The organism is Streptomyces rubradiris (genome assembly GCF_016860525.1).
Taxonomy (GTDB): Bacteria; Actinomycetota; Actinomycetes; order Streptomycetales; family Streptomycetaceae; genus Streptomyces; species Streptomyces rubradiris.
The window spans coordinates 395,513-413,376 of record NZ_BNEA01000001.1; the positions used below are offsets into that span (position 1 = coordinate 395,513).

The 17,864-nt window shown below is 74.2% G+C and carries 17 protein-coding genes; 10 read left to right on the forward strand and 7 right to left on the reverse strand.

Going from position 1 to position 17,864, the window contains the following annotated elements; all coding sequences use genetic code 11:
• Positions 1 to 274 precede the first annotated feature (274 nt).
• Positions 275 to 1,246, forward strand: coding sequence for a fibronectin type III domain-containing protein (locus tag Srubr_RS01935; protein WP_229926586.1), 972 nt, complete (start codon positions 275 to 277; stop codon positions 1,244 to 1,246).
• 163 nt (positions 1,247 to 1,409) lie between these two features.
• Positions 1,410 to 2,063 (forward strand): hypothetical protein, encoded by a 654-nt coding sequence (locus Srubr_RS01940; protein WP_189993012.1) that lies wholly within the window; start codon positions 1,410 to 1,412, stop codon positions 2,061 to 2,063.
• A 9-nt stretch (positions 2,064 to 2,072) separates the two neighbouring features.
• On the opposite strand, the gene Srubr_RS01945 is transcribed toward Srubr_RS01940, so the two are convergent.
• Both Srubr_RS01945 and Srubr_RS01950 read right to left on the reverse strand, forming a co-directional pair.
• Entirely contained in the window at positions 2,073 to 2,618 is a 546-nt protein-coding gene (locus tag Srubr_RS01945; protein ID WP_189993015.1) for a PadR family transcriptional regulator, read from the reverse strand.
• Between the two features lie 32 nt (positions 2,619 to 2,650).
• Positions 2,651 to 4,666 carry an NADPH-dependent 2,4-dienoyl-CoA reductase gene (locus Srubr_RS01950; protein WP_189993017.1) on the reverse strand — a complete coding sequence of 672 codons (2,016 nt, stop codon included), beginning with the start codon at positions 4,664 to 4,666 and terminating at the stop codon, positions 2,651 to 2,653.
• 146 nt (positions 4,667 to 4,812) lie between these two features.
• Here Srubr_RS01950 and Srubr_RS01955 point away from each other — a divergent pair, with 146 nt between their 5' ends.
• Complete coding sequence (locus Srubr_RS01955; RefSeq protein ID WP_189993019.1) at positions 4,813 to 5,229, forward strand: tautomerase family protein; 417 nt, start codon at positions 4,813 to 4,815, stop codon at positions 5,227 to 5,229.
• A 1-nt stretch (position 5,230) separates the two neighbouring features.
• Here Srubr_RS01955 and Srubr_RS01960 read toward each other — a convergent pair whose 3' ends face one another.
• Positions 5,231 to 5,602, reverse strand: coding sequence for a hypothetical protein (locus Srubr_RS01960; RefSeq protein ID WP_189993021.1), 372 nt, complete (start codon positions 5,600 to 5,602; stop codon positions 5,231 to 5,233).
• Between the two features lie 94 nt (positions 5,603 to 5,696).
• Positions 5,697 to 6,578: a hypothetical protein gene (locus Srubr_RS01965; RefSeq protein ID WP_189993023.1), complete on the reverse strand. Its 882-nt coding sequence runs from the start codon at positions 6,576 to 6,578 to the stop codon at positions 5,697 to 5,699.
• 316 nt (positions 6,579 to 6,894) lie between these two features.
• On the opposite strand from Srubr_RS01965, the gene Srubr_RS01970 reads away from it, so the two are divergent.
• Complete coding sequence (locus tag Srubr_RS01970; protein WP_189993024.1) at positions 6,895 to 8,973, forward strand: SpoIIE family protein phosphatase; 2,079 nt, start codon at positions 6,895 to 6,897, stop codon at positions 8,971 to 8,973.
• Positions 8,974 to 8,990: 17 nt separating this feature from the next.
• Here Srubr_RS01970 and Srubr_RS01975 read toward each other — a convergent pair whose 3' ends face one another.
• Positions 8,991 to 9,770, reverse strand: a complete 780-nt coding sequence (locus tag Srubr_RS01975; protein WP_229926587.1) for a putative protein N(5)-glutamine methyltransferase — start codon at positions 9,768 to 9,770, stop codon at positions 8,991 to 8,993.
• Positions 9,771 to 9,993: 223 nt separating this feature from the next.
• Entirely contained in the window at positions 9,994 to 11,112 is a 1,119-nt protein-coding gene (locus Srubr_RS01980) for an ABC-2 transporter permease (protein ID WP_189993028.1), read from the reverse strand.
• A gap of 85 nt (positions 11,113 to 11,197) precedes the next feature.
• On the opposite strand from Srubr_RS01980, the gene Srubr_RS01985 reads away from it, so the two are divergent.
• On the forward strand, positions 11,198 to 11,638 hold the full coding sequence (locus Srubr_RS01985; RefSeq protein ID WP_189993030.1) for a MarR family winged helix-turn-helix transcriptional regulator: 441 nt from the start codon (positions 11,198 to 11,200) through the stop codon (positions 11,636 to 11,638).
• A 232-nt stretch (positions 11,639 to 11,870) separates the two neighbouring features.
• Here Srubr_RS01985 and Srubr_RS01990 read toward each other — a convergent pair whose 3' ends face one another.
• Positions 11,871 to 12,635 (reverse strand): GNAT family N-acetyltransferase, encoded by a 765-nt coding sequence (locus tag Srubr_RS01990; protein ID WP_189993032.1) that lies wholly within the window; start codon positions 12,633 to 12,635, stop codon positions 11,871 to 11,873.
• 228 nt (positions 12,636 to 12,863) lie between these two features.
• Here Srubr_RS01990 and Srubr_RS01995 point away from each other — a divergent pair, with 228 nt between their 5' ends.
• The 5 genes from Srubr_RS01995 to Srubr_RS02015 all read left to right on the forward strand — a co-directional run bounded on the left by Srubr_RS01995 (position 12,864) and on the right by Srubr_RS02015 (position 17,755).
• Positions 12,864 to 13,469: a sulfite oxidase-like oxidoreductase gene (locus Srubr_RS01995; protein WP_189993034.1), complete on the forward strand. Its 606-nt coding sequence runs from the start codon at positions 12,864 to 12,866 to the stop codon at positions 13,467 to 13,469.
• Complete coding sequence (locus Srubr_RS02000) at positions 13,462 to 14,217, forward strand: ferredoxin reductase (RefSeq protein WP_189993035.1); 756 nt, start codon at positions 13,462 to 13,464, stop codon at positions 14,215 to 14,217. The genes Srubr_RS01995 and Srubr_RS02000 overlap by 8 nt, the downstream gene beginning before the upstream one ends.
• Before the next feature lie 478 nt (positions 14,218 to 14,695).
• On the forward strand, positions 14,696 to 15,277 hold the full coding sequence (locus Srubr_RS02005) for an Rv1733c family protein (RefSeq protein WP_189993037.1): 582 nt from the start codon (positions 14,696 to 14,698) through the stop codon (positions 15,275 to 15,277).
• A gap of 204 nt (positions 15,278 to 15,481) precedes the next feature.
• Positions 15,482 to 16,450, forward strand: a complete 969-nt coding sequence (locus Srubr_RS02010) for an acetylxylan esterase (protein WP_189993039.1) — start codon at positions 15,482 to 15,484, stop codon at positions 16,448 to 16,450.
• Between the two features lie 123 nt (positions 16,451 to 16,573).
• Positions 16,574 to 17,755 (forward strand): serine hydrolase domain-containing protein, encoded by a 1,182-nt coding sequence (locus tag Srubr_RS02015; protein WP_189993041.1) that lies wholly within the window; start codon positions 16,574 to 16,576, stop codon positions 17,753 to 17,755.
• The last annotated feature ends 109 nt before the right edge of the window (positions 17,756 to 17,864 follow it).

The following is a 17,864-nucleotide window of genomic DNA, read 5'->3' on the forward strand; positions in this document are numbered from 1 at the left end:
CGACGAAGGGACAACAGGGGCCGGGGATCCGGGCGGGTACCGTCCCGGATCCCCCGGCCACCCGCGCCGGCGCGGGATCGGCGACGACAGCGTGTCCCGCGCCACAGGCGTGAACTCCCCTGTCCTCCAGGGCAGTTCAGCCGTAGGGAGCCTCAGCATACGTAACCGCGGGGGATGGTCACCAACGCGGCCCCCTTGCTGCGCTCCCGCCGACCGGGCCACTATTGGTCCGGACCTTTACGTGATGCCGAGGCCGTCCGGGGAGGGCAGTGCCGTGCGACGCGTTCCCTTTCCGTCCGTGCTGGTCTGCGGGGCCGTGCTGCTGGTCGCCTCCTGCGGCTGGAATCGGGCGGAGGACGATGAAGGCCGGGCACCCGGCGCTCCCGTCGGGGTCACCGCCGCGGCGGGCAGCGCCACCAGCGTGCACGTGATGTGGAACGCGGCTCCCGCCGACGCCGGGGTCCGCACCTACGAGGTATATCGGGACACCACAAAAGTGGCCGAAGTACCGGCCGCACAGCACATGGTGGATGTCACCAGGCTCAGGCCGTCCACCCGGTACGCCTTCACCGTACGGGCCCGGGACACCGCGGGCCGGCTGGGTCCGCCGAGCCAACCGGTGCGGGCGCGGACGCCGGCCGTGACGGCGGCGGACCGCTCGGCTCCGGCCCGGCCGGGCGCGACCACCGGGCGGGCCGTGGGCAGTCGTGCCGTCCAGCTGTCGTGGGGCGCGTCCCGGGACGACCGGGGCGTGTCGTCGTACGACGTCTACCAGGGCGGTGTGAAGGTCCACAGTGTCGGCGGGAACCAGACCGCCACCGTCGTCACGGGCCTGCGCCCCGGAACCCGTTACGTCTTCACGGTCCGCGCCCGGGACGCGGCCGACAACCTCTCCCCCGCCGGCCCGCCGGCCCGCCTGACCACGCCGGGCCGCGACGACGGCCGGGCGACCGCGCCCACCGCGTTCACCGCCACCACCCACCACGCCGACGGCGCCTACTACATCGACCTCGCCTGGGACCCGCCGCGCGCGGACGGCGTGATCACCGAGTACCAGATCGGGCTGGACGGCGCCACGGCCACCTCGCTGGTCTGGGGCGGCACTCCCCCGCGCGGCCGGGCACACCACAGCTTCTACGCGGGCGCCGCCGCCGGGGAGGAACACCGGGTACGGCTGCGGGCCCGGCTGCCCGACGGCACCTGGGGCGGCTGGTCGGCGGAGCGGACGGTCACCACCGGCGGCTGAGGGCACATCAGGCCACCGCGCGGGCCGCCGTCACCTGATCGCGCCGCTCCGGGTGCGGCCGTGCCCGGCGGGGCGTTGGCTGCGGTTGAGGCAGCACGGGCGCTTCCCGACCCCCGGCGGCGCATGGGACGTACCGCCGACCGTGCCGCCGGAGGGCCCGTCCATGGACAACTCGCGACTCCTGCTCCGCTCCGGCCTGACCCTGGCGGCCGCCACCGCGCTCCCGGCCGCGCTCGCCGGGCCGACCGCCGCGGTCTCGGGCATCTCGGTCAGCACCATCGGCTCCACGGTGTCGGTGGTCACCGGCGCGTGCACCGAGGTCAACGGCAGCTGGGGCACCGCGGCCCTGCTCACCAGCCGTCAGGCCACCTTCTCCCAGGGCCGGCAGGTGGCCCTGTCCGGCACGTCGGTCAGCCAGTCCGCGGCCTGGACGGGGGTCAGCCCGGGGACCTACACCGTGGTCGTGCTCTGCTCCAGCGGCACCACCGCGGGCAGCCAGTCGGTGATCGTCTCCGGGGCGGCCGTCCCGACCCGGCCGACAGCCGTCCCGGCCCAGCCGACGACCGTCCCCACCCGGGCGGCACCCGTCCCGGCCCAGCCGACGACCGTCCCGACCAGGCCGGCGCCCGTCCAGACCCGGCCGGCGATCTCGGCGACCACCAGCCCGGCCCCGTCCCGGGGCGTGATGGGCGGCCTCGGCGGCGCCGCCCGCGACTACGGCCCGCTGACCCTCGGCGTCGGCGCGGCCCTGGTCGGCACCGGGGTCGTCGCCACCGGCTGGGTCCTGCGCCGCCGCTCCCGGCCGTACCGGCTCTGAAAGGCCCCTTCAGTCGGTGTCCGGCAGTTCGGCGAACTCCGCCAGGGCGTGGGTGAGCCACTGGGTCCAGAAGGTCTCCAGGTCGATCCCGGCCCGCAGCACCAGGTGGCGCAGCCGGTCCTGCGGGGCGTCGCGGCCGGGCGGGAAGTCGCGCCGCTCGATCTCCTGGTACTCGGCGAGCTGCCGCCGGTGCAGCTCCAGGTGGCGGCGCAGGTCGGCCTCCAGGCCCGCGGTGCCCACCACGGCCGCCGCGCGCAGCCGCAGCAGCAGCACGTCCCGCTGCGGCTTCGGGTCCTGCGCGGCGGCCGTCCAGCGGGCCAGTTCGGCCCGGCCCGCGGGCAGTACCTCGTAGCTCTTCTTCTGGCCGCGGGCCGGCTGCTCGGCCGGCAGCGCGCGGATGAGCCCCTCGGCCTCCAGTTTCCCCAGCTCGCGATAGATCTGCTGGTGCGTCGCGGACCAGAAGTAGCCGATCGACTTGTCGAACCGGCGGGTCAGTTCCAGTCCCGACGACGGCTTTTCCAGCAGGGCGGTGAGGATCGCGTGCGGGAGTGACATGGGCTCATCCTAGGGAGGGCGGCCCACGGCCCCTACAGGGTCGCCGCCAGCTCCGTGCCCTGCTTGATCGCCCGCTTGGCGTCCAGCTCGGCGGCCACGTCGGCGCCGCCGATGAGATGGGCGCTGCGGCCGGCGGCGACCAGCGCCTCGTACAGGTCGCGGCGCGGCTCCTGACCGGTGCACAGCACGACCGTGTCGACCTCCAGGACCATGCTCTCCCCGCCGACGGTGATGTGCAGGCCGGCGTCGTCGATCCGGTCGTAGCGCACGCCCGGCACCATGGTCACGCCCCGGTGCTTCAGCTCGGTGCGGTGGATCCAGCCGGTGGTCTTGCCGAGACCGGCGCCGACCTTGCTGGTCTTGCGCTGGAGCAGGTGCACCTGGCGGGGCGGGGCGGGCCGCTCGGGGGCGGTGAGGCCGCCGGGCGCCCGGTAGTCCATGTCGACGCCCCAGTGCCGGAAGTAGGTCCGCGGGTCCTCGCTCGCCTTGTCGCCGCCGTCGGTGAGGTACTCGGCGACGTCGAAGCCGATGCCGCCGGCGCCGAGGACGGCGACGCGGTCGCCGACGGGGGCGCCGCCCCGGAGCACGTCGAGGTAGCCGAGGACACGGGGGTGGTCGACGCCGGGGATGTCCGGGGTGCGCGGGGTGACACCGGTGGCGACCACGACCTCGTCGAAGCCGTCCAGGTCGGCGGCCTCCACCCAGGTGTCCAGGCGGACGTCGACGCCGTGCGCGTCGAGCTGGTGGCGGAAGTAGCGCAGCGTCTCGTCGAACTCCTGCTTGCCGGGCACCTTGCGGGCGACGTTGAGCTGTCCGCCGATCTCGCCCGCCGCGTCGAACAGGGTGACGGCGTGGCCGCGTTCGGCGGCGGAGACCGCGCAGGCGAGTCCGGCCGGGCCGGCGCCGACCACGGCGACGCGCTTCTTCAGCCGGGTCGGCGCGAGCACCAGCTCGGTCTCGTGGCAGGCGCGCGGATTGACCAGGCAGGAGGTGATCTTGCCGCTGAAGGTGTGGTCGAGGCAGGCCTGGTTGCAGCCGATGCAGGTGTTGATGGCCTCGGGGGTGCCGGCGGCGGCCTTGGCGACGAAGTCGGGGTCGGCGAGCATCGGGCGGGCCAGGGACACCATGTCCGCGCCGCCGTCGGCGAGCAACTCCTCGGCGAGTTCCGGGGTGTTGATGCGGTTGGTGGTGACCAGCGGGACGGACACCTCGCCCATGAGCTTCTTGGTGACCCAGGTGTAGGCGCCGCGCGGCACGGAGGTGGCGATGGTGGGGATGCGGGCCTCGTGCCAGCCGATGCCGGTGTTGATGATCGTCGCCCCGGCGGCCTCCACCGCCTTGCCGAGGGTGATCACCTCCGCCAGCGAGGAGCCGCCCGGGACCAGGTCCAGCATGGACAGCCGGTAGATGACGATGAAGTCCTCGCCGACGGCCTCGCGGACCCGCTTGACGATCTCGACGGGGAAGCGCATCCGGTTCTCGTACGAGCCGCCCCAGCGGTCGGTGCGCCGGTTGGTCGGCGCGGCGATGAACTCGTTGATCAGGTAGCCCTCGGAGCCCATGATCTCGACGCCGTCGTAGCCGGCCTGCCGGGCCAGGCGGGCGGCGCGGGCGTAGTCCTCGATGGTGCGCTCGACGTCGGCGTCGGTCAGCTCACGGGGCACGTAGGGGCTGATCGGCGCCTGGAGGGGGCTGGGCGCGACGAGGTCGCGGTGGTAGGCGTACCGGCCGAAGTGCAGGATCTGCATCGCGATCCGGCCGCCCTCGCGGTGCACGGCCTCGGTCACCACCCGGTGCCGCTCGGCCTCCGCGTCGGTGGTGAGCTTGGCCCCGCCCTCGTACGGCCGCCCTTCCTCGTTGGGGGCGATGCCGCCGGTGACGATGAGGCCGACGCCGCCGCGCGCGCGGGCCGCGTAGAACGCCGCCATCCGCTCGAAGCCGCCCTCGGCCTCCTCCAGGCCGACGTGCATGGAGCCCATCAGCACGCGGTTGGGCAGCGTGGTGAAGCCCAGGTCGAGCGGGGTCATCAGGTGCGGGTAACGGCTCATCGGGCCCTCCGTACGCGGTTTCGTCACCTCTTGTTGTAGAGGAAGCCCGAGCCTTTGTGCAACTAGTTGCACAAACGGCAGTTTGTGTACCTACTAGTATGTACATTCAGTCGAGACCGATCCGCCGCCCGGAAGGAAGCCCCGTCATGCCCTTTGTTCGCATCGACACGCTCACCACCGACCCCGCCCGCCTCGACGCGCTCGGCCGGGCCGTCCAGGACGCCCTCGTGGAGACGCTGGGGATTCCGCCGGAGGACCTCTTCCAGGTACTGACCGGCCACGACGGCGCCGGCAGCACCCTGCGCCACGGCGACTACCCGGGCGTCCCGCGCGACGACTCGGTCGTGTTCGTGGCGATCACCCTGCGGGCCGGACGCGACGCCGGCCGCAAGCGGGCGATGTACCGGCGCATCGCCGAGCTGGTGCAGGAGCGGACCGGTACCGAGCCGCGCAATGTACTGGTCACCCTGACCGAGAACGGGGACGCCGACTGGTCCTTCGGGTACGGGCTGGCGCAGTACGCCCCGGCCGGTCAGGGGCCGGCCGGGGCGTCGCCTCGGTGACTCAGCGGCTCTCCAGGCGCAGGTGCAGGTCCCGTTCCTGGTCGCCGGAGGCCGTACAGGTCTCCCGCACGGTGAACATCGAGTCCAGGGCGGTGCGGAACCGGTCGACGGCCCAGTAGCCGCCCTGGACGTCCGCCTGGACCGGCTGCCCGAGGTGGACCGGCGGGCAGCCGGAGCCCCGGGCGTCGGCGACGTCGTAGGTGCCCAGCCACACCATCGGCCGGGTCTCGTGGAGCTGCTGGGGCTCCTCGTCCGCGCCCCGGTCGGAGGCGAAGCAGGACCTGAGCGCCTCGAACACCAGGCGGGCGTCCTCCTTCGAACCGCTGATCTCCACCGTGACGGTTTCCGGATGCGACCGCTCCGTGTCTGCCATGATCGCTCCTTTCGTGGCCGCGCTGCGGTGGAACGGGGTACCCCGCCGAACCGCGTCCACCCCCAGGAAAGCACCACGCGCCGTCGGGCACACCTCAGCCGCGGGTGAACTTGTACGTCTTACTGTCCGTCAGCACGCAGAAGCCGGGCGAGACGACGATCACGCGCAGGACGCCGCCGCGGCGGTCGTAGTCGATGCCCTCCGCCTCGAAGGTGCCCTGGCAGGAGCTGCGCAGCGGCAACTTGCGCACCGCCGTGACGTGCCCGGTGACGTCGGCGGTCCCGTCCGGCGGGGCGGAGAGGTCGACCTGGAGCAGCGGCTTGGTGATGCCGAAGAGGCTGCCCTCGGGGTCGTCGGAGGAGCACAGCAGGGTGGTGGGGCCGGTGAAGTCGCAGCCCTGGACGTCGCGGACGGCGTGGTCCAGGCGGACGGTGGAGACCTGCGGGAGGTCCGCCGAGGGCGAGGTGGCGGGGTTGACGCCCGGGGTCGGGAAGACCAGGAGGCGGGTCATGGTCCCCCACTCGCCGGACAGCATCCACCGGCCGTCGGGCGAGACGGCGGCCCAGGAGTTGTTCAGCGCCTCGCCCGGGCTCAGCGTGTGGACGTACTCCGACCACGCGCCGCCGGGCGCCTGCACCCGGAACATCTTCGAGTTGCCGGAGTCCCGCTGGTAGGGCTCGATGTAGAAGCCGTCGTAGGACGCGTCGGGGTCGCCGACGTGGTTCCAGCCGCGCGCGGCGAGGCCGACCGGGATGGTGCCGACGCCGGTGTAGCGGTTCGGGCTGTTCGCCGGGACCTCCACCGAGGCCAGTCCCTGGCTCTCGGTCAGCGGGTCGGCGCGGTCGGAGCCGGTCTCGGTCCAGGTGCCGGCCGCCGAGGCGGGTGCGGGCGCGGCGAGGGACACGACGGCGGCGGTGACGAGGGTGACGAGTACGGCGAGGACCGTGTGACAGCGTTGTCGGGCGGACGCGGGCATGGCCGGCTCCTCGGACGGGCGGCGGGGCACTCGGACGGCGGACAGTCTGGCGTGGCGTCATAGTCATGTACAGACCAATCACGCAACATGAGCGTGAACTCTCACGGCGCTCGGGACCGCGCGGTACGGTCCCGGCAGGAACTTCGAGCCCCGCGCACCACCGGCGCACGGCTCCGGCGGACGTGCGCCGCCGTGGTGAGAGATGGTGGAGGGAGAACGGCGACGGCGGCGGAGAGTCGGGTGTGAGCGCGGTAGAACGAGGTCGGTCGGCACGAGGCACGGCGTGCCGTGCGGACGGGCGAAGGCGGTGCGTGGCATGAGTGCGGCCGGGGCTCCGGCGACGGAGAGCGGCGAGCCCGCGCGCGGTCCGGTTCCCCCGGGCGGCCTGCTGGACGTCCTGGGCGTGGCGTCGGTAGTACTGGACACCGACGGCCGGATCGTGCTGTGGAGCCCGCAGGCGGAGGAACTGTTCGGGTACACCGCCGAGGAGGCCCTCGGCCAGTACGCCGCCCGGCTGATGGTGCACGAAGAGCACAGCCGGCTGGTGGGCAGGCTGTTCGCCGACGTGATGCGCACCGGGCAGAGCTGGGCGGGCGGCTTCCCGGTCCGGCACAAGGACGGCAGCACCCGTCTGGTGGAGTTCCGGAACATGCGGCTGCTGGACGACCGCGGGGACGTCTACGCGCTCGGGCTGGCCGCCGACCAGTCGACCGTACGCCGGCTGGAACAGGACGTGGCGCTGTCGGAGCGGATGGTGAAGCAGTCGCCGATCGGCTACGGCGTCCTGGACACCGAGCTGCGGTTCGTCTCCGTCAACCCCGCTCTGGAGCGCATCAACGGGGTACCGGCCGCCGAGCACGTGGGCCGGACGCTGCGGGAGGTGGTGCCGCTGCTGAACGCCGGGGACCTGGAGGCCGCGGCCCGGCGGGTGCTCCGGACGGGTGTGCCGCTGATCGACGACACGCTGGTCGGCCGCACCCCGGCCGACCCGGACGAGGACCACACCTGGTCGCACTCGCTGTACCGGCTGGAGGACACCCTCGGCCATGTGCTCGGGGTGGCCGTCTCGCTGGTCGACATCACCGAGCAGCACCGGGCCTCGGTGGAGGCGGAGACCGCGCGCCGCCGGCTGGCGGTGATCGCGGACGCCTCGGCCCGGATCGGCACCACGCTGGAGCTGGAGCGCACGGCCTGCGAGCTGGCCGAGGTCGCGGTGCCGGAGCTGGCGGACGTGGCGGCGGTGGACCTGCTGGACGCGGTGGTCGAGGGCCGGCCCAGCGCGCTCGGGCCCTCGGAGTCCGCGGTGATCCGGGCGCTGGCCGTGCGCCCGGCGGAGGGCAGCGACGCGGTCCGGGCCGCCGACCCGCCCGGCCAGATCGCCCGGTACGGGCCTGACCGGCTGGTCACCGAGTGCGTGCGCACCGGCGAGGCGGTGCTGGTGCCGCGGGTGAAGGACGAGGACCTGCCGCTGATCGCCCGCTCCGCGGAGGCGGCCGTGCTGCTCGGCCGGGCGGGCCTGCACTCGTACCTCGCGGTGCCGCTGATCGCGCGCGGCGAGGTGCTGGGCGCGCTGGACCTCAAGCGCACCCGCAACCCGGCCCCCTTCGACGAGGACGACGTGCTGCTGGCGCGGGAGCTGGCGGCCCGCGCGGCCGTGCAGATCGACAACGCGCGCTGGTACCAGAACGCCCGCAACACCGCGCTCACCCTCCAGCGCAGCCTGCTGCCCAGCCATCCGCCGGTGACCACCGCCCTGGAGGTGGCCTCCCGCTACCAGCCGGCCGGGGCCACCAGCGAGGTGGGCGGCGACTGGTTCGACGTGATCCCGCTGGAGGGCGGCAAGACCGCGCTCGTCGTGGGCGATGTGATGGGCAGCGGGGTCGGCGCCGCCGCCACGATGGGCCGGCTGCGCACCGCGACCACCACCCTCGCCGCGCTCGACCTCGACCCGGCCCGGCTGCTGGAGCACCTGGACAAGACGACCTCGGCCCTGGACCACTCCATCGCCACCTGCGTGTACGCCGTCCACGACCCGCATCTGCGCCAGTGCCGGATCGCCAACGCCGGCCATCTGCCGCCTGCCCGGGTACGGCCGGGCAGCCCGCCGGAGCTGCTGGACCTGCCCACCGGGGTGCCGCTCGGGGTGGGCGGGGTCGGCTTCTCCACCGTCACGGTCGGTTTCGAGCCCGGCGACGAGCTGGTGTTCTACACCGACGGGCTGGTGGAGACCCGTTCCCACTCGCTGGACGAGCGGCTGGCCCTGCTGCTGTCGCTGCTGGACGACCCCGCCCGCCCGCTGGAGGAGACCTGCGACCACCTCCTGCGCACGCTGCGCAACCCGGACAACCACGACGACGTGGCGTTGCTGATCGCCCGGGCGCAGGAACTGGGATAGCGGGCGGGCGGGGCCGGTTACCGCTCCGGTGCGGGGCGTACGCCGATGACCACGTGGGCGTACAGGTCCTCGTCGACCGCCAGACGGGCCGTCAGGCCCGCGTCGGTGAGGGCGCGTACGGCGGCGGGTGCCTGGCGTTCACTGGTCTCGGTGAGCAGGCTGCCGCCCGGGGCGAGCCACTCGGACGCCCCGGCGGCGACCCGGCGCAGCACATCGAGTCCGTCGGCCCCGCCGTCCAGCGCGATCAGCGGTTCGTGGTCACGGGCCTCCGCCGGGAGCAGGGCCACCTCGGCGGTGGGGACGTAGGGCACGTTGGCCGTCAGCAGGCCCACCCGGCCGCGCAGACCGGGCGGCAGGGCGTCGTAGAGGTCCCCCTGGTGGGCCCGGCCGCCGAAGGGGGCGAGGTTGCGGCGGGCACAGCGTACGGCGGCCGGGTCGATGTCGGCGGCGTGCACCTCGGCACCGGGCAGGGCGTGGGCGAGGGCCGCGCCGAGCGCGCCGGAACCGCAGCACAGGTCCACGACGACGGTCGCGTCCGGCGCGGCGGCCAGCGCCTGGCCGGCCAGGAACTCGGTACGCCGGCGGGGGACGAACACCCCGGGCTCCACGGCGATCCGCAGTCCGTGGAACCGGGCCCAGCCGAGGACCTGTTCGAGGGGGAACCCGGTGGCGCGCCGGGCCACCATGCCGGCCGCCTCCTCGGGGGTGCGGGCGGTGGCGAGGATCAACTCGGCCTCGTCCTCGGCGAAGACGCATCCGGCGGCGCGCAGCGCGCCGACGACGGCGGAGAAGGTCATGGGAGGGAGTACGGACATGGAAGCGGAAGCCTTTCGGGAGCGCGGGACTTCAGGGCGCTCCCGCGGTCACCGCTGCCGGTGTACCGCGCGGTCACGAGGAGAGAGCACCCCAGCCGACACAGCGGTAATGGGTCTCACCTCCTCGCCCCTCGCCGGCCGCGGGTCTCCGCGGCCGGACGGCCACCATACCCCACGGCCCGACGGGCCTTCCGTCGCGGCGAGTTCAGACGCCGACCGACTCCTCGACCTCTTCCTCGGCCTCCCGCTCGGCTTCCCGCGCGGCCTCGTCCTTGGCGTGCCGCGGGCCCGTCCGCCCGGTCTCGCTCCCGGCGGACGCGGCACCGGCCTCGGCGCCCGCCCCGGCGTGTGCGGTTTCCCGGCGGGTGCGGCCGGTGCCCTCGTACAGGGCGGCCGCCGCGGTCACCAGGACGCCGGCCAGCAGCCAGGCCACCAGGGTCCACACCGTGCGGCCGAGGCCGTCGTCGCCGAAGTACAGCAGGCTGCGGACGCCCTCGACGAAGCCGGCGCCGTTCCAGAAGGCGTGCAGGGTGCCGAAGAACCCGTTCTGCAGCTCGGGCCGGAACAATCCGCCGGAGCTGGTGAAGTTCAGCATCACGAACAGCACCATCATGGTCAGCGTGGTCCACCGCTTCAGGAAGGTGTGCAGGCCGACGCCGATCAGCAGGATGCCCGCCGAGTAGAGCCAGGCCATGCCCCACACGCCCGCGAGGTCGTGGTGGGCGAGGTGGAACACCGGCCCGGCGAGCAGCGCCCCGACGCAGCCGACCACCGCGGAGACACCCACGGCGAGCAGCGCGCGGACGCGCATCGGCAGGGCGGCACCGGCGGCGCCGAGGGCGGCGACCGAGGCGTAGGAGCCGATGCTGACGGCGATCATCAGGAAGAACAGGCCCTGCCCGGTGGGGTCGTCGGCGACCGGCCGGGCCACGTCGGTGACCTTCAGCGGCACGCCCTGTCCGGCGGCGACCGGGGTGAAGACCTTCTCGACGGCCATGGCGCCCATGTCGGAGGCGGCGCTCGCCACCAGCAGCTCGGGCGTCTTGGCGCTCGGCACGTAGGCGCCGGTGATGTCGCGGGCCCGAAGCAGGCCGACGGCGTCGGCGCGGGTGGCCACCGTGCGCACGTCGAGCTTCTCCCCGGCGGTGTCCTTGACCGTCTGCGCGAAGACCTTGGCCTCGGGGTTGGTGCCGACGACGGCGACCGGCAGGTGATGGGGCTCGGGGGTGACGAACGCCCCCATGTAGGCGAGCCCCATGCCTACGCACATCAGCAGCGGGGTGATCAGGTGCGTGAGCACATGGCGCAGTGCCGGTGACCTCATCGCGCGCGACCTCCAAAGGTTGGCTTATACAACTTTTACTTCAAGTTGTACTATACAACTAGAAAATCCGGAGGAGGTACTTCCCGTGAGCGCAGCGGAGTCGGCCGTCGAGACGATCCAGCGCGAGATGACCATCTTCGCCCGCCGGGCCCGCGCCTCGGCGGGCCGTATGCACCCCGAGCTGTCCCTCGTGTCATACACCCTGCTCGGGCACCTGGAGGAACGCGACGGCTGCCGGGCGACCGACCTCGCGTCCCACTACGCCCTGGACAAGTCCACGGTGAGCCGGCAGGTGGCGGCGCTGGAGCGGGCCGCGCTGATCGAGCGCCGGCTGGACCCGGAGGACCACCGGGTCCAGGTGCTGCACCTGACGGAGGCCGGCCGGGAGATCCTGGCCCAGGTCACCCGCAGCCGCCGGGCGGCCTTCCGGGAACGGCTCGCCGAGTGGCCGGAGGAGGACCTGGTGCGGTTCGCGGCGTACCTGGAGCGGTACAACGCGGGGGCGACGGGCGCGGACGGGGAGTGAGGGGGATATGCCTGGCTGTCCGCGCCGGGTGATTCATCGGGTGCGGGCGTCCGGACGTACCGGGCACCCACGTCGTCCCGCGCGCCGGAGCCGGCCCGTGAGCCGCCGACCGAGCGGATCCTCGCGGACGGCGGGCGGCCGCACCGGGCCCGTACCGGGCCACCACGAACGACCCGGACCCGGCTCCGGCCCGGCCACCGGTCACCACAGGCGCCGTCGCGGTACCGCGGTATCAGGGAACCGGTACCGCCGCGCGGTCGTCCGGCTGGTTCTGGGGTGCCCGTGCCTCCAGGAACACCGTGCGGCGGCGCAGCCGGAAGCCGAGGGACTCGTACAGCCGGATGGCGCCCGTGTTCCCGGCGCCGGTGTGCAGGAACGGCGTCTCCCCGCGCTGCCGGACGCCGTGCGCCACCGCGAGGATCAGCCGGGTGGCCAGGCCCTGGCCGCGGAAGGCGGGATCGGTGCAGACCGCGCTGATCTCGGTCCAGCCCGGCGGGCGGAGCCGCTCCCCCGCCATGGCGACCAGCGCTCCCTCACGGCGGATGCCGAGGTAGGTGCCGAGTTCCACGGTGCGCGGCAGGAACGGGCCGGGCCGGGTGCGCGCCACCAGGGCCAGCATCTCGGGCACGTCCGCAGGCCCCAGCCGCACCGCCTCGGCATCCGGCGCGGCGGCCAGTCCGTCGTCCACCAGCTGTACGCCCTCCAGCCGGGAGATGACCTCCCATCCCGCCGGGACCCGGCCGCGGAAGCCGGGCAGCGGGACCTCGGCGCCGGGGCCGGCCAGCGCGGCCAGGTCGGCCCAGTCCCGCTCGTCCGGGTCGTCCGGCAGCGCGAGCCACGGCGAGACGTCGACGGGGTAGCGCAGCACCCGGCCGCGCCGCTCGGCGAAGCGGGCGTGCGGGCCGGTCAGGGAGGCGAGGGCCGGGTTGTCCAGGACGTGCGGGACGCCGTCGGCGGTCCGGCCGGGTCCGGCGTCCGGGCCGCTCACGACGCTCATGCGGCCCCCTCGATCACGCTGTCGGACACATACGCCTGGGGCATGCTCGTTTCCTCGCTTCTCTCGGCCGGTCTCTGACCTGTGTCACCGGCCCACCAGGGCCGGCACCGATCGGCAAGGAACGGCGCGGAGGCGGTATTCCCGAACCCCGGCAGAGTTCATACGGCAGCAACGACGGGGACCCCGACCAGGGACGGAGCACCCGGAACGACAGCGTACGGTTGAACCATGAACGTCACGCGAGGCTTCACGGGCCGCCCGCGCGTCCACCGTCCCGGGCTGCCGCCCGGGCAGTACGACGCGCGCGAGGACTGGCCCGTCCTGTCCGCCGAGGTCACCCCGGACCTCTCGCCCGCCGACTGGTCCTTCCGCGTGGACGGCCTGGTCGAACGCCCGCACACCTGGGACTGGGACGCCGCGCACGCGCTGCCGGCGTCGGCGTACGAGGGCGACATCCACTGTGTGACCGGCTGGTCGAAGTTCGGCGTGCGATTCGGCGGCGTCTCGCTCGACGCCTTCCTCAGTGTGGCCCGGCCACATGGGTCCGCCACACATGCCCTCGCCTACTCCCACACCGGCTACACCACCAACCTGCCGCTCGCCGACCTCACCGGCGGGCGGGCCTGGATCGTCTGGGAGTACGACGGCGCGCCGCTGCCTCCCGAGCACGGCGGCCCGGCGCGGCTCGTGGTACCGCACCTGTACTTCTGGAAGAGCGCCAAGTGGGTCGCGGGCATCACGCTCCTCGACCACGACGAGCCGGGCTTCTGGGAGCGCAACGGCTACCACGCGCGGGGCAACCCGTGGGAGGAACAGCGGTACGCCGGTGACTGAGACGACGACTCCCGCGACCCGGTTCGCGGTGCCCGGGCGGATCGCCGTGAGCGGCCAGGCGGCGTCGCGCTGGCAGACCGCCACGCTGACGGAGATCCGCCGCGAGACACCGCGCGCGGCCACGTTCCGCCTGGCGGTGCCGGAGTGGGCGGGGCATCTGCCGGGCCAGCACCTCCTGCTGCGGCTGACCGCCCCGGACGGCTACGTGGCGCAGCGCCACTACTCGATCGCGTCGGCGCCGGACGCGTCCGGGCACATCGAACTGACCCTGGACCGGGTGCCGGACGGCGAGGTCTCCGGCTGGTTCCACACCGTGGCCCGGCCCGGGGACACCGTCGAGGTGCGCGGTCCGCTCAGCGGCTTCTTCGCCTGGCCGGGCGACCGGCCCGCGCTGCTGCTCGGGGCCGGCTCCGGGGTCGTACCGCTGATGTCGATGGTCCGGCACCACCGGGCGCGCGGCCTCACCGTCCCGCTGCGGATGCTGGTGTCGGCGCGCAGCCCCGAGGAGCTGATCTACGCGGCCGAGCTGGGCGCGGAGACGACTCCCGTGTTCACCCGCAGCGCTCCGCCTGGGGTGCCGGTGGGACGTATGGCGGCCGCACATGTGGCGCCGCTCCTGGCCGACCGGCCCGCCGGTGGGTGGGAAGCCTATGTGTGCGGCTCCAACGCCTTCGCCGAGCACGCTTCCCGGCTGCTGGTCGCGGCGGGCCAGCCGGTGGAACGCATCCGCGTCGAGCGGTTCGGCTGACGACGGCCACCGGAGCCCGGGTGCGGCGGAGCCGGGAGCCTGCCCCGGCTGAGCATCGGTACCGTCCGCCGAGCGGTGCGCCCGCCGAGCCCGCGGATCGCCGGTGCGCTACAGGGCCCTCCGCCGGGAAGCGCGTCCGACGGGAGCGCGCGCCTCTTGGAGCCGCGGGCTCGCCCCGGCGCCGGGTCGCGCGACGGTACGACGACCCGTCAGGGCGGGAGGCCCAGTCCCCGGTGCCGGGGTAGCACCGCGGTACCCGGCGCCCGGGTCGCGTGGCGGCGCTCGGCGCGCGATCGTGGGGCGCGTGGTGTCCGTCGTGCGCCATATGGGCCGGAACTCGCGGTTCGCGGCGTGCGCGAGGTGCTCCGAACGGGGTACGAGACGGGTGTGGACGTTCGTGCGCGTGAGCGGCGCGGGCGGTGGGCCGGGCAGCCCGGCCCCGCCGGCTCGCGGCTCCTGCGGCGGCGAGGAGGTGGACATGCGTACCCGGGTGCGTGGCTGGCGCTGGCGGCGCAATCCGCTGCGGCGCCGGTCGGACGTCGTGGAGGCGTGGGCGGTGCTGCTGGTCACCGTCCTGCTGTGCGTGGCCGCCCCCCTGGCCGGGGTGTTCGCCGGCCTGCACGCCCACGACCGGGCCCGGGCACTCGCCGCGGTACAGCGGGCCGAGCGACACGAGGTGCGCGCCGTCGTGGTGGACGACCCGGCCGGACGGCCGTCCGCGCCCCAGGGCGACCGCCGGGCCCACCGCGCCCAGATCCGCTGGACCGAACCGGGCAAGGGCGTCCGTACGGCATGGGCGCAGGTGCCCGCCGGGGCCCGCGCCGGGGAGCCGGTCTCGGTGTGGTTCGACTCCCGGGGCCGCAGCGTGGCGCCGCCGCCGGGCGAGGGGGCGGTGTGGCAGCACGCCGTGACCGTCGGGCTGTGCGCCGCGGGCGGCACGGCGACGGCGGTGTACCTCGGCCGGGTGATCGAGCGCCGGATCGCCCTGCGCCACCGGCTCGCCGAGTGGGAGCGGGAGTGGGAGCGGACGGGTCCGCGGTGGACCCAGCCACGGATGTGACCGGCGGGTGAGCCGGTCTCCGGGAGCCCGCCGGGGCTGCGCGCGCCCACCGAGAGCAAGCGCTTACTAACCCCGGTACCCGAGCCATCGCCCCAACAGTTCGGCCGTATCAAGGGGTCGGTACACCACTCGGTCCCTGGCCAAAGATCCGCTCATCCACGTACCGTGAGAGCGCATACCCTTCCTCCACAAAGGCGGTTGCCGATGGCCCTGTTCGACCTCCCCCTGGACGAACTCCACGCGTACCGCAGCGATTCCACCGAGCCGGAGGATTTCGACGCCTTCTGGGAAAAGACGCTCCAGCAGGCCCGCGAGCACGGTCTGGACGCGCGGTTCGAGCCCGTGGAGACCGGCCTGACCACCGTCGACGTCTACGACGTGACGTTCGCCGGGTTCGGCGGCCACCCCGTCAAGGGCTGGCTGCGGCTGCCCGCCGGGGCCACCGGACCGCTGCCGCTGGTGGTGGAGTTCCTCGGCTACGGCGGCGGGCGCGGCCTGCCGCACGAGAGCCTGCTGTGGGCGTCGACGGGCCGGGCGCACTTCGTGATGGACACCCGCGGGCAGGGCAGCGCCTGGGGCGGCGGGGGCGACACCGCCGACCCGGTGGGCGCGGCACCGGCCTACCCCGGCTACATGACCCGGGGCATCGACGCGCCCGAGAACTACTACTACCGCCGGGTCATCACCGACGGCGTGCGCGCGGTGGAGGCGGCCCGCTCGCACCCGCTGACCGACGCGACGCGGACCGTGGCGCTCGGCGCCAGCCAGGGCGGCGGCCTGTCGATCGCCGTCGGCGGCCTGGTGCCGGACCTGGTCGCGGTCGCCCCGGACGTGCCGTTCCTGTGCGATTTCCCGCGCGCGGTGACACTGACGGACCGTCACCCGTACCGCGAGATCGGCCTCTTCCTCAAGACACACCGCGGGCGCGCCGCGGAGGTGCGGCGCACGCTGTCCTACTTCGACGGGGTGCACTTCGCGGCCCGGGGCCGGGCGCCCGCCCTGTTCTCGGCGGCCCTGGAGGACCAGACGTGCCCGCCCTCGACGGTGTTCGCGGCGTTCAACGCCTGGGGTCACGAGGACAAGACCGTCGAGGTGTACGACTTCAACGACCATGAGGGCGGCGGCCCGTTCCACGAGGCGGCCAAGGTGCGCTGGCTGCGCTCGTACGCCTGAGTCCGGCCGGCGGGCGGGCGGCCGGGACCCCCCTTCCCCGCAGACCGGGCAGTCGGTACGTTCGGAGCCCTCCCCGGGCCGCGATCGGCGCGGACCCGGGTTCCCGGCGACGACGGAGGCCTCATGTCCACGCAGGAGACACCGCGGACCACCCCGCACATCCTCGGGCACTGCGATCCGCGGTTCGCCGCGGTGCGGGAGGCCTTCGAGGAGAACTTCCGCACCCGCGGGGAACTGGGCGCAGCGGTGGCGGTCACCGTCGCCGGACGAACGGTGGTGGACCTCTGGGGCGGCTGGGCGGACCCGGCGCGGACCCGGCCGTGGGAGCGGGACACCGTGGTCAACGTGTGGTCGACCACCAAGGGGGTGGTGGCCCTGTGCGCCCATCTGCTGGCCGACCGGGGGCTGCTCGACCTGGACGCGCCGGTGGCCGCGTACTGGCCCGAATTCGCCGCCGAGGGCAAGGAGGAGGTCCTCGTACGGCATCTCCTGTCGCACCGCGCCGGGCTGCCCGGACTGCGCGAACCGCACACGCTGGAGCAGTTGTACGACTGGGAGTCGACCACTGGCCGGCTCGCCGCCACGGCGCCCTGGTGGGAGCCGGGGACCCGGTCCGGGTACCACGCGCTGACGTACGGCTTCCTGGTCGGTGAGGTGATACGGCGGGTCTCGGGGCTGATGCCGGGGGCCTTCCTGGAGCGGGAGCTGGCCGGGCCGCTCGGGGCCGACTTCACGGTGGGCCTGCCGGCGCGGGAGGCCGACCGGGCGGCCGAACTGGTGCTCGCGCCGTTCCGGCCGGCCGCCGAACAGGCCGCCGCCTTCGGCGCGTTGACGCCGGTCGTGCGGGCCGCTCTGGCCAATCCGGCCACCGGGCCCGCGCAGGCGAACAGCGCCGACTGGCGGGCGGCGGAGATCCCCGCGGCCAACGGGCACGGCACCGCGCGGGCGGTGGCGGCGCTGTACGGCGTCTTCGCCGGGCGCGGCGCGTTCGGCGGCCGGCGGTTCCTGTCAGCGCGGGCCGCGGAGCGGGTGCGGGAGAGCGAGGGCCCCGGTCGCGACCTGGTGCTCGGCGCGGCCTTCGAGGGGGAGACCGAGATCGGGCTCGGGCTGTGGCTGAGCGGCCCCCAGGGGCTGTACGGGCCAAACCCGCGGGCTTTCGGCCATGACGGCTTCGGCGGCTCCTGCGGGCTCGCCGACCCGGAGGCCGGGGTGTCACTGGGCTATGTCATGAACCGCATGGGACACCGCCTCGCCGATGATCCCCGGAAGACTGCGCTGGTCGACGCGGTTTACCGCGCCCTGTGAGCGCGTCTCACCGGTCGCCCGGTGACGGCCGTGGCGGGCGGGTGGATTTCGGTCGAAACCATCGACCGCCCTTCCCTCGTGGTTTAGACCAATGCTAATTGTGGTCGCG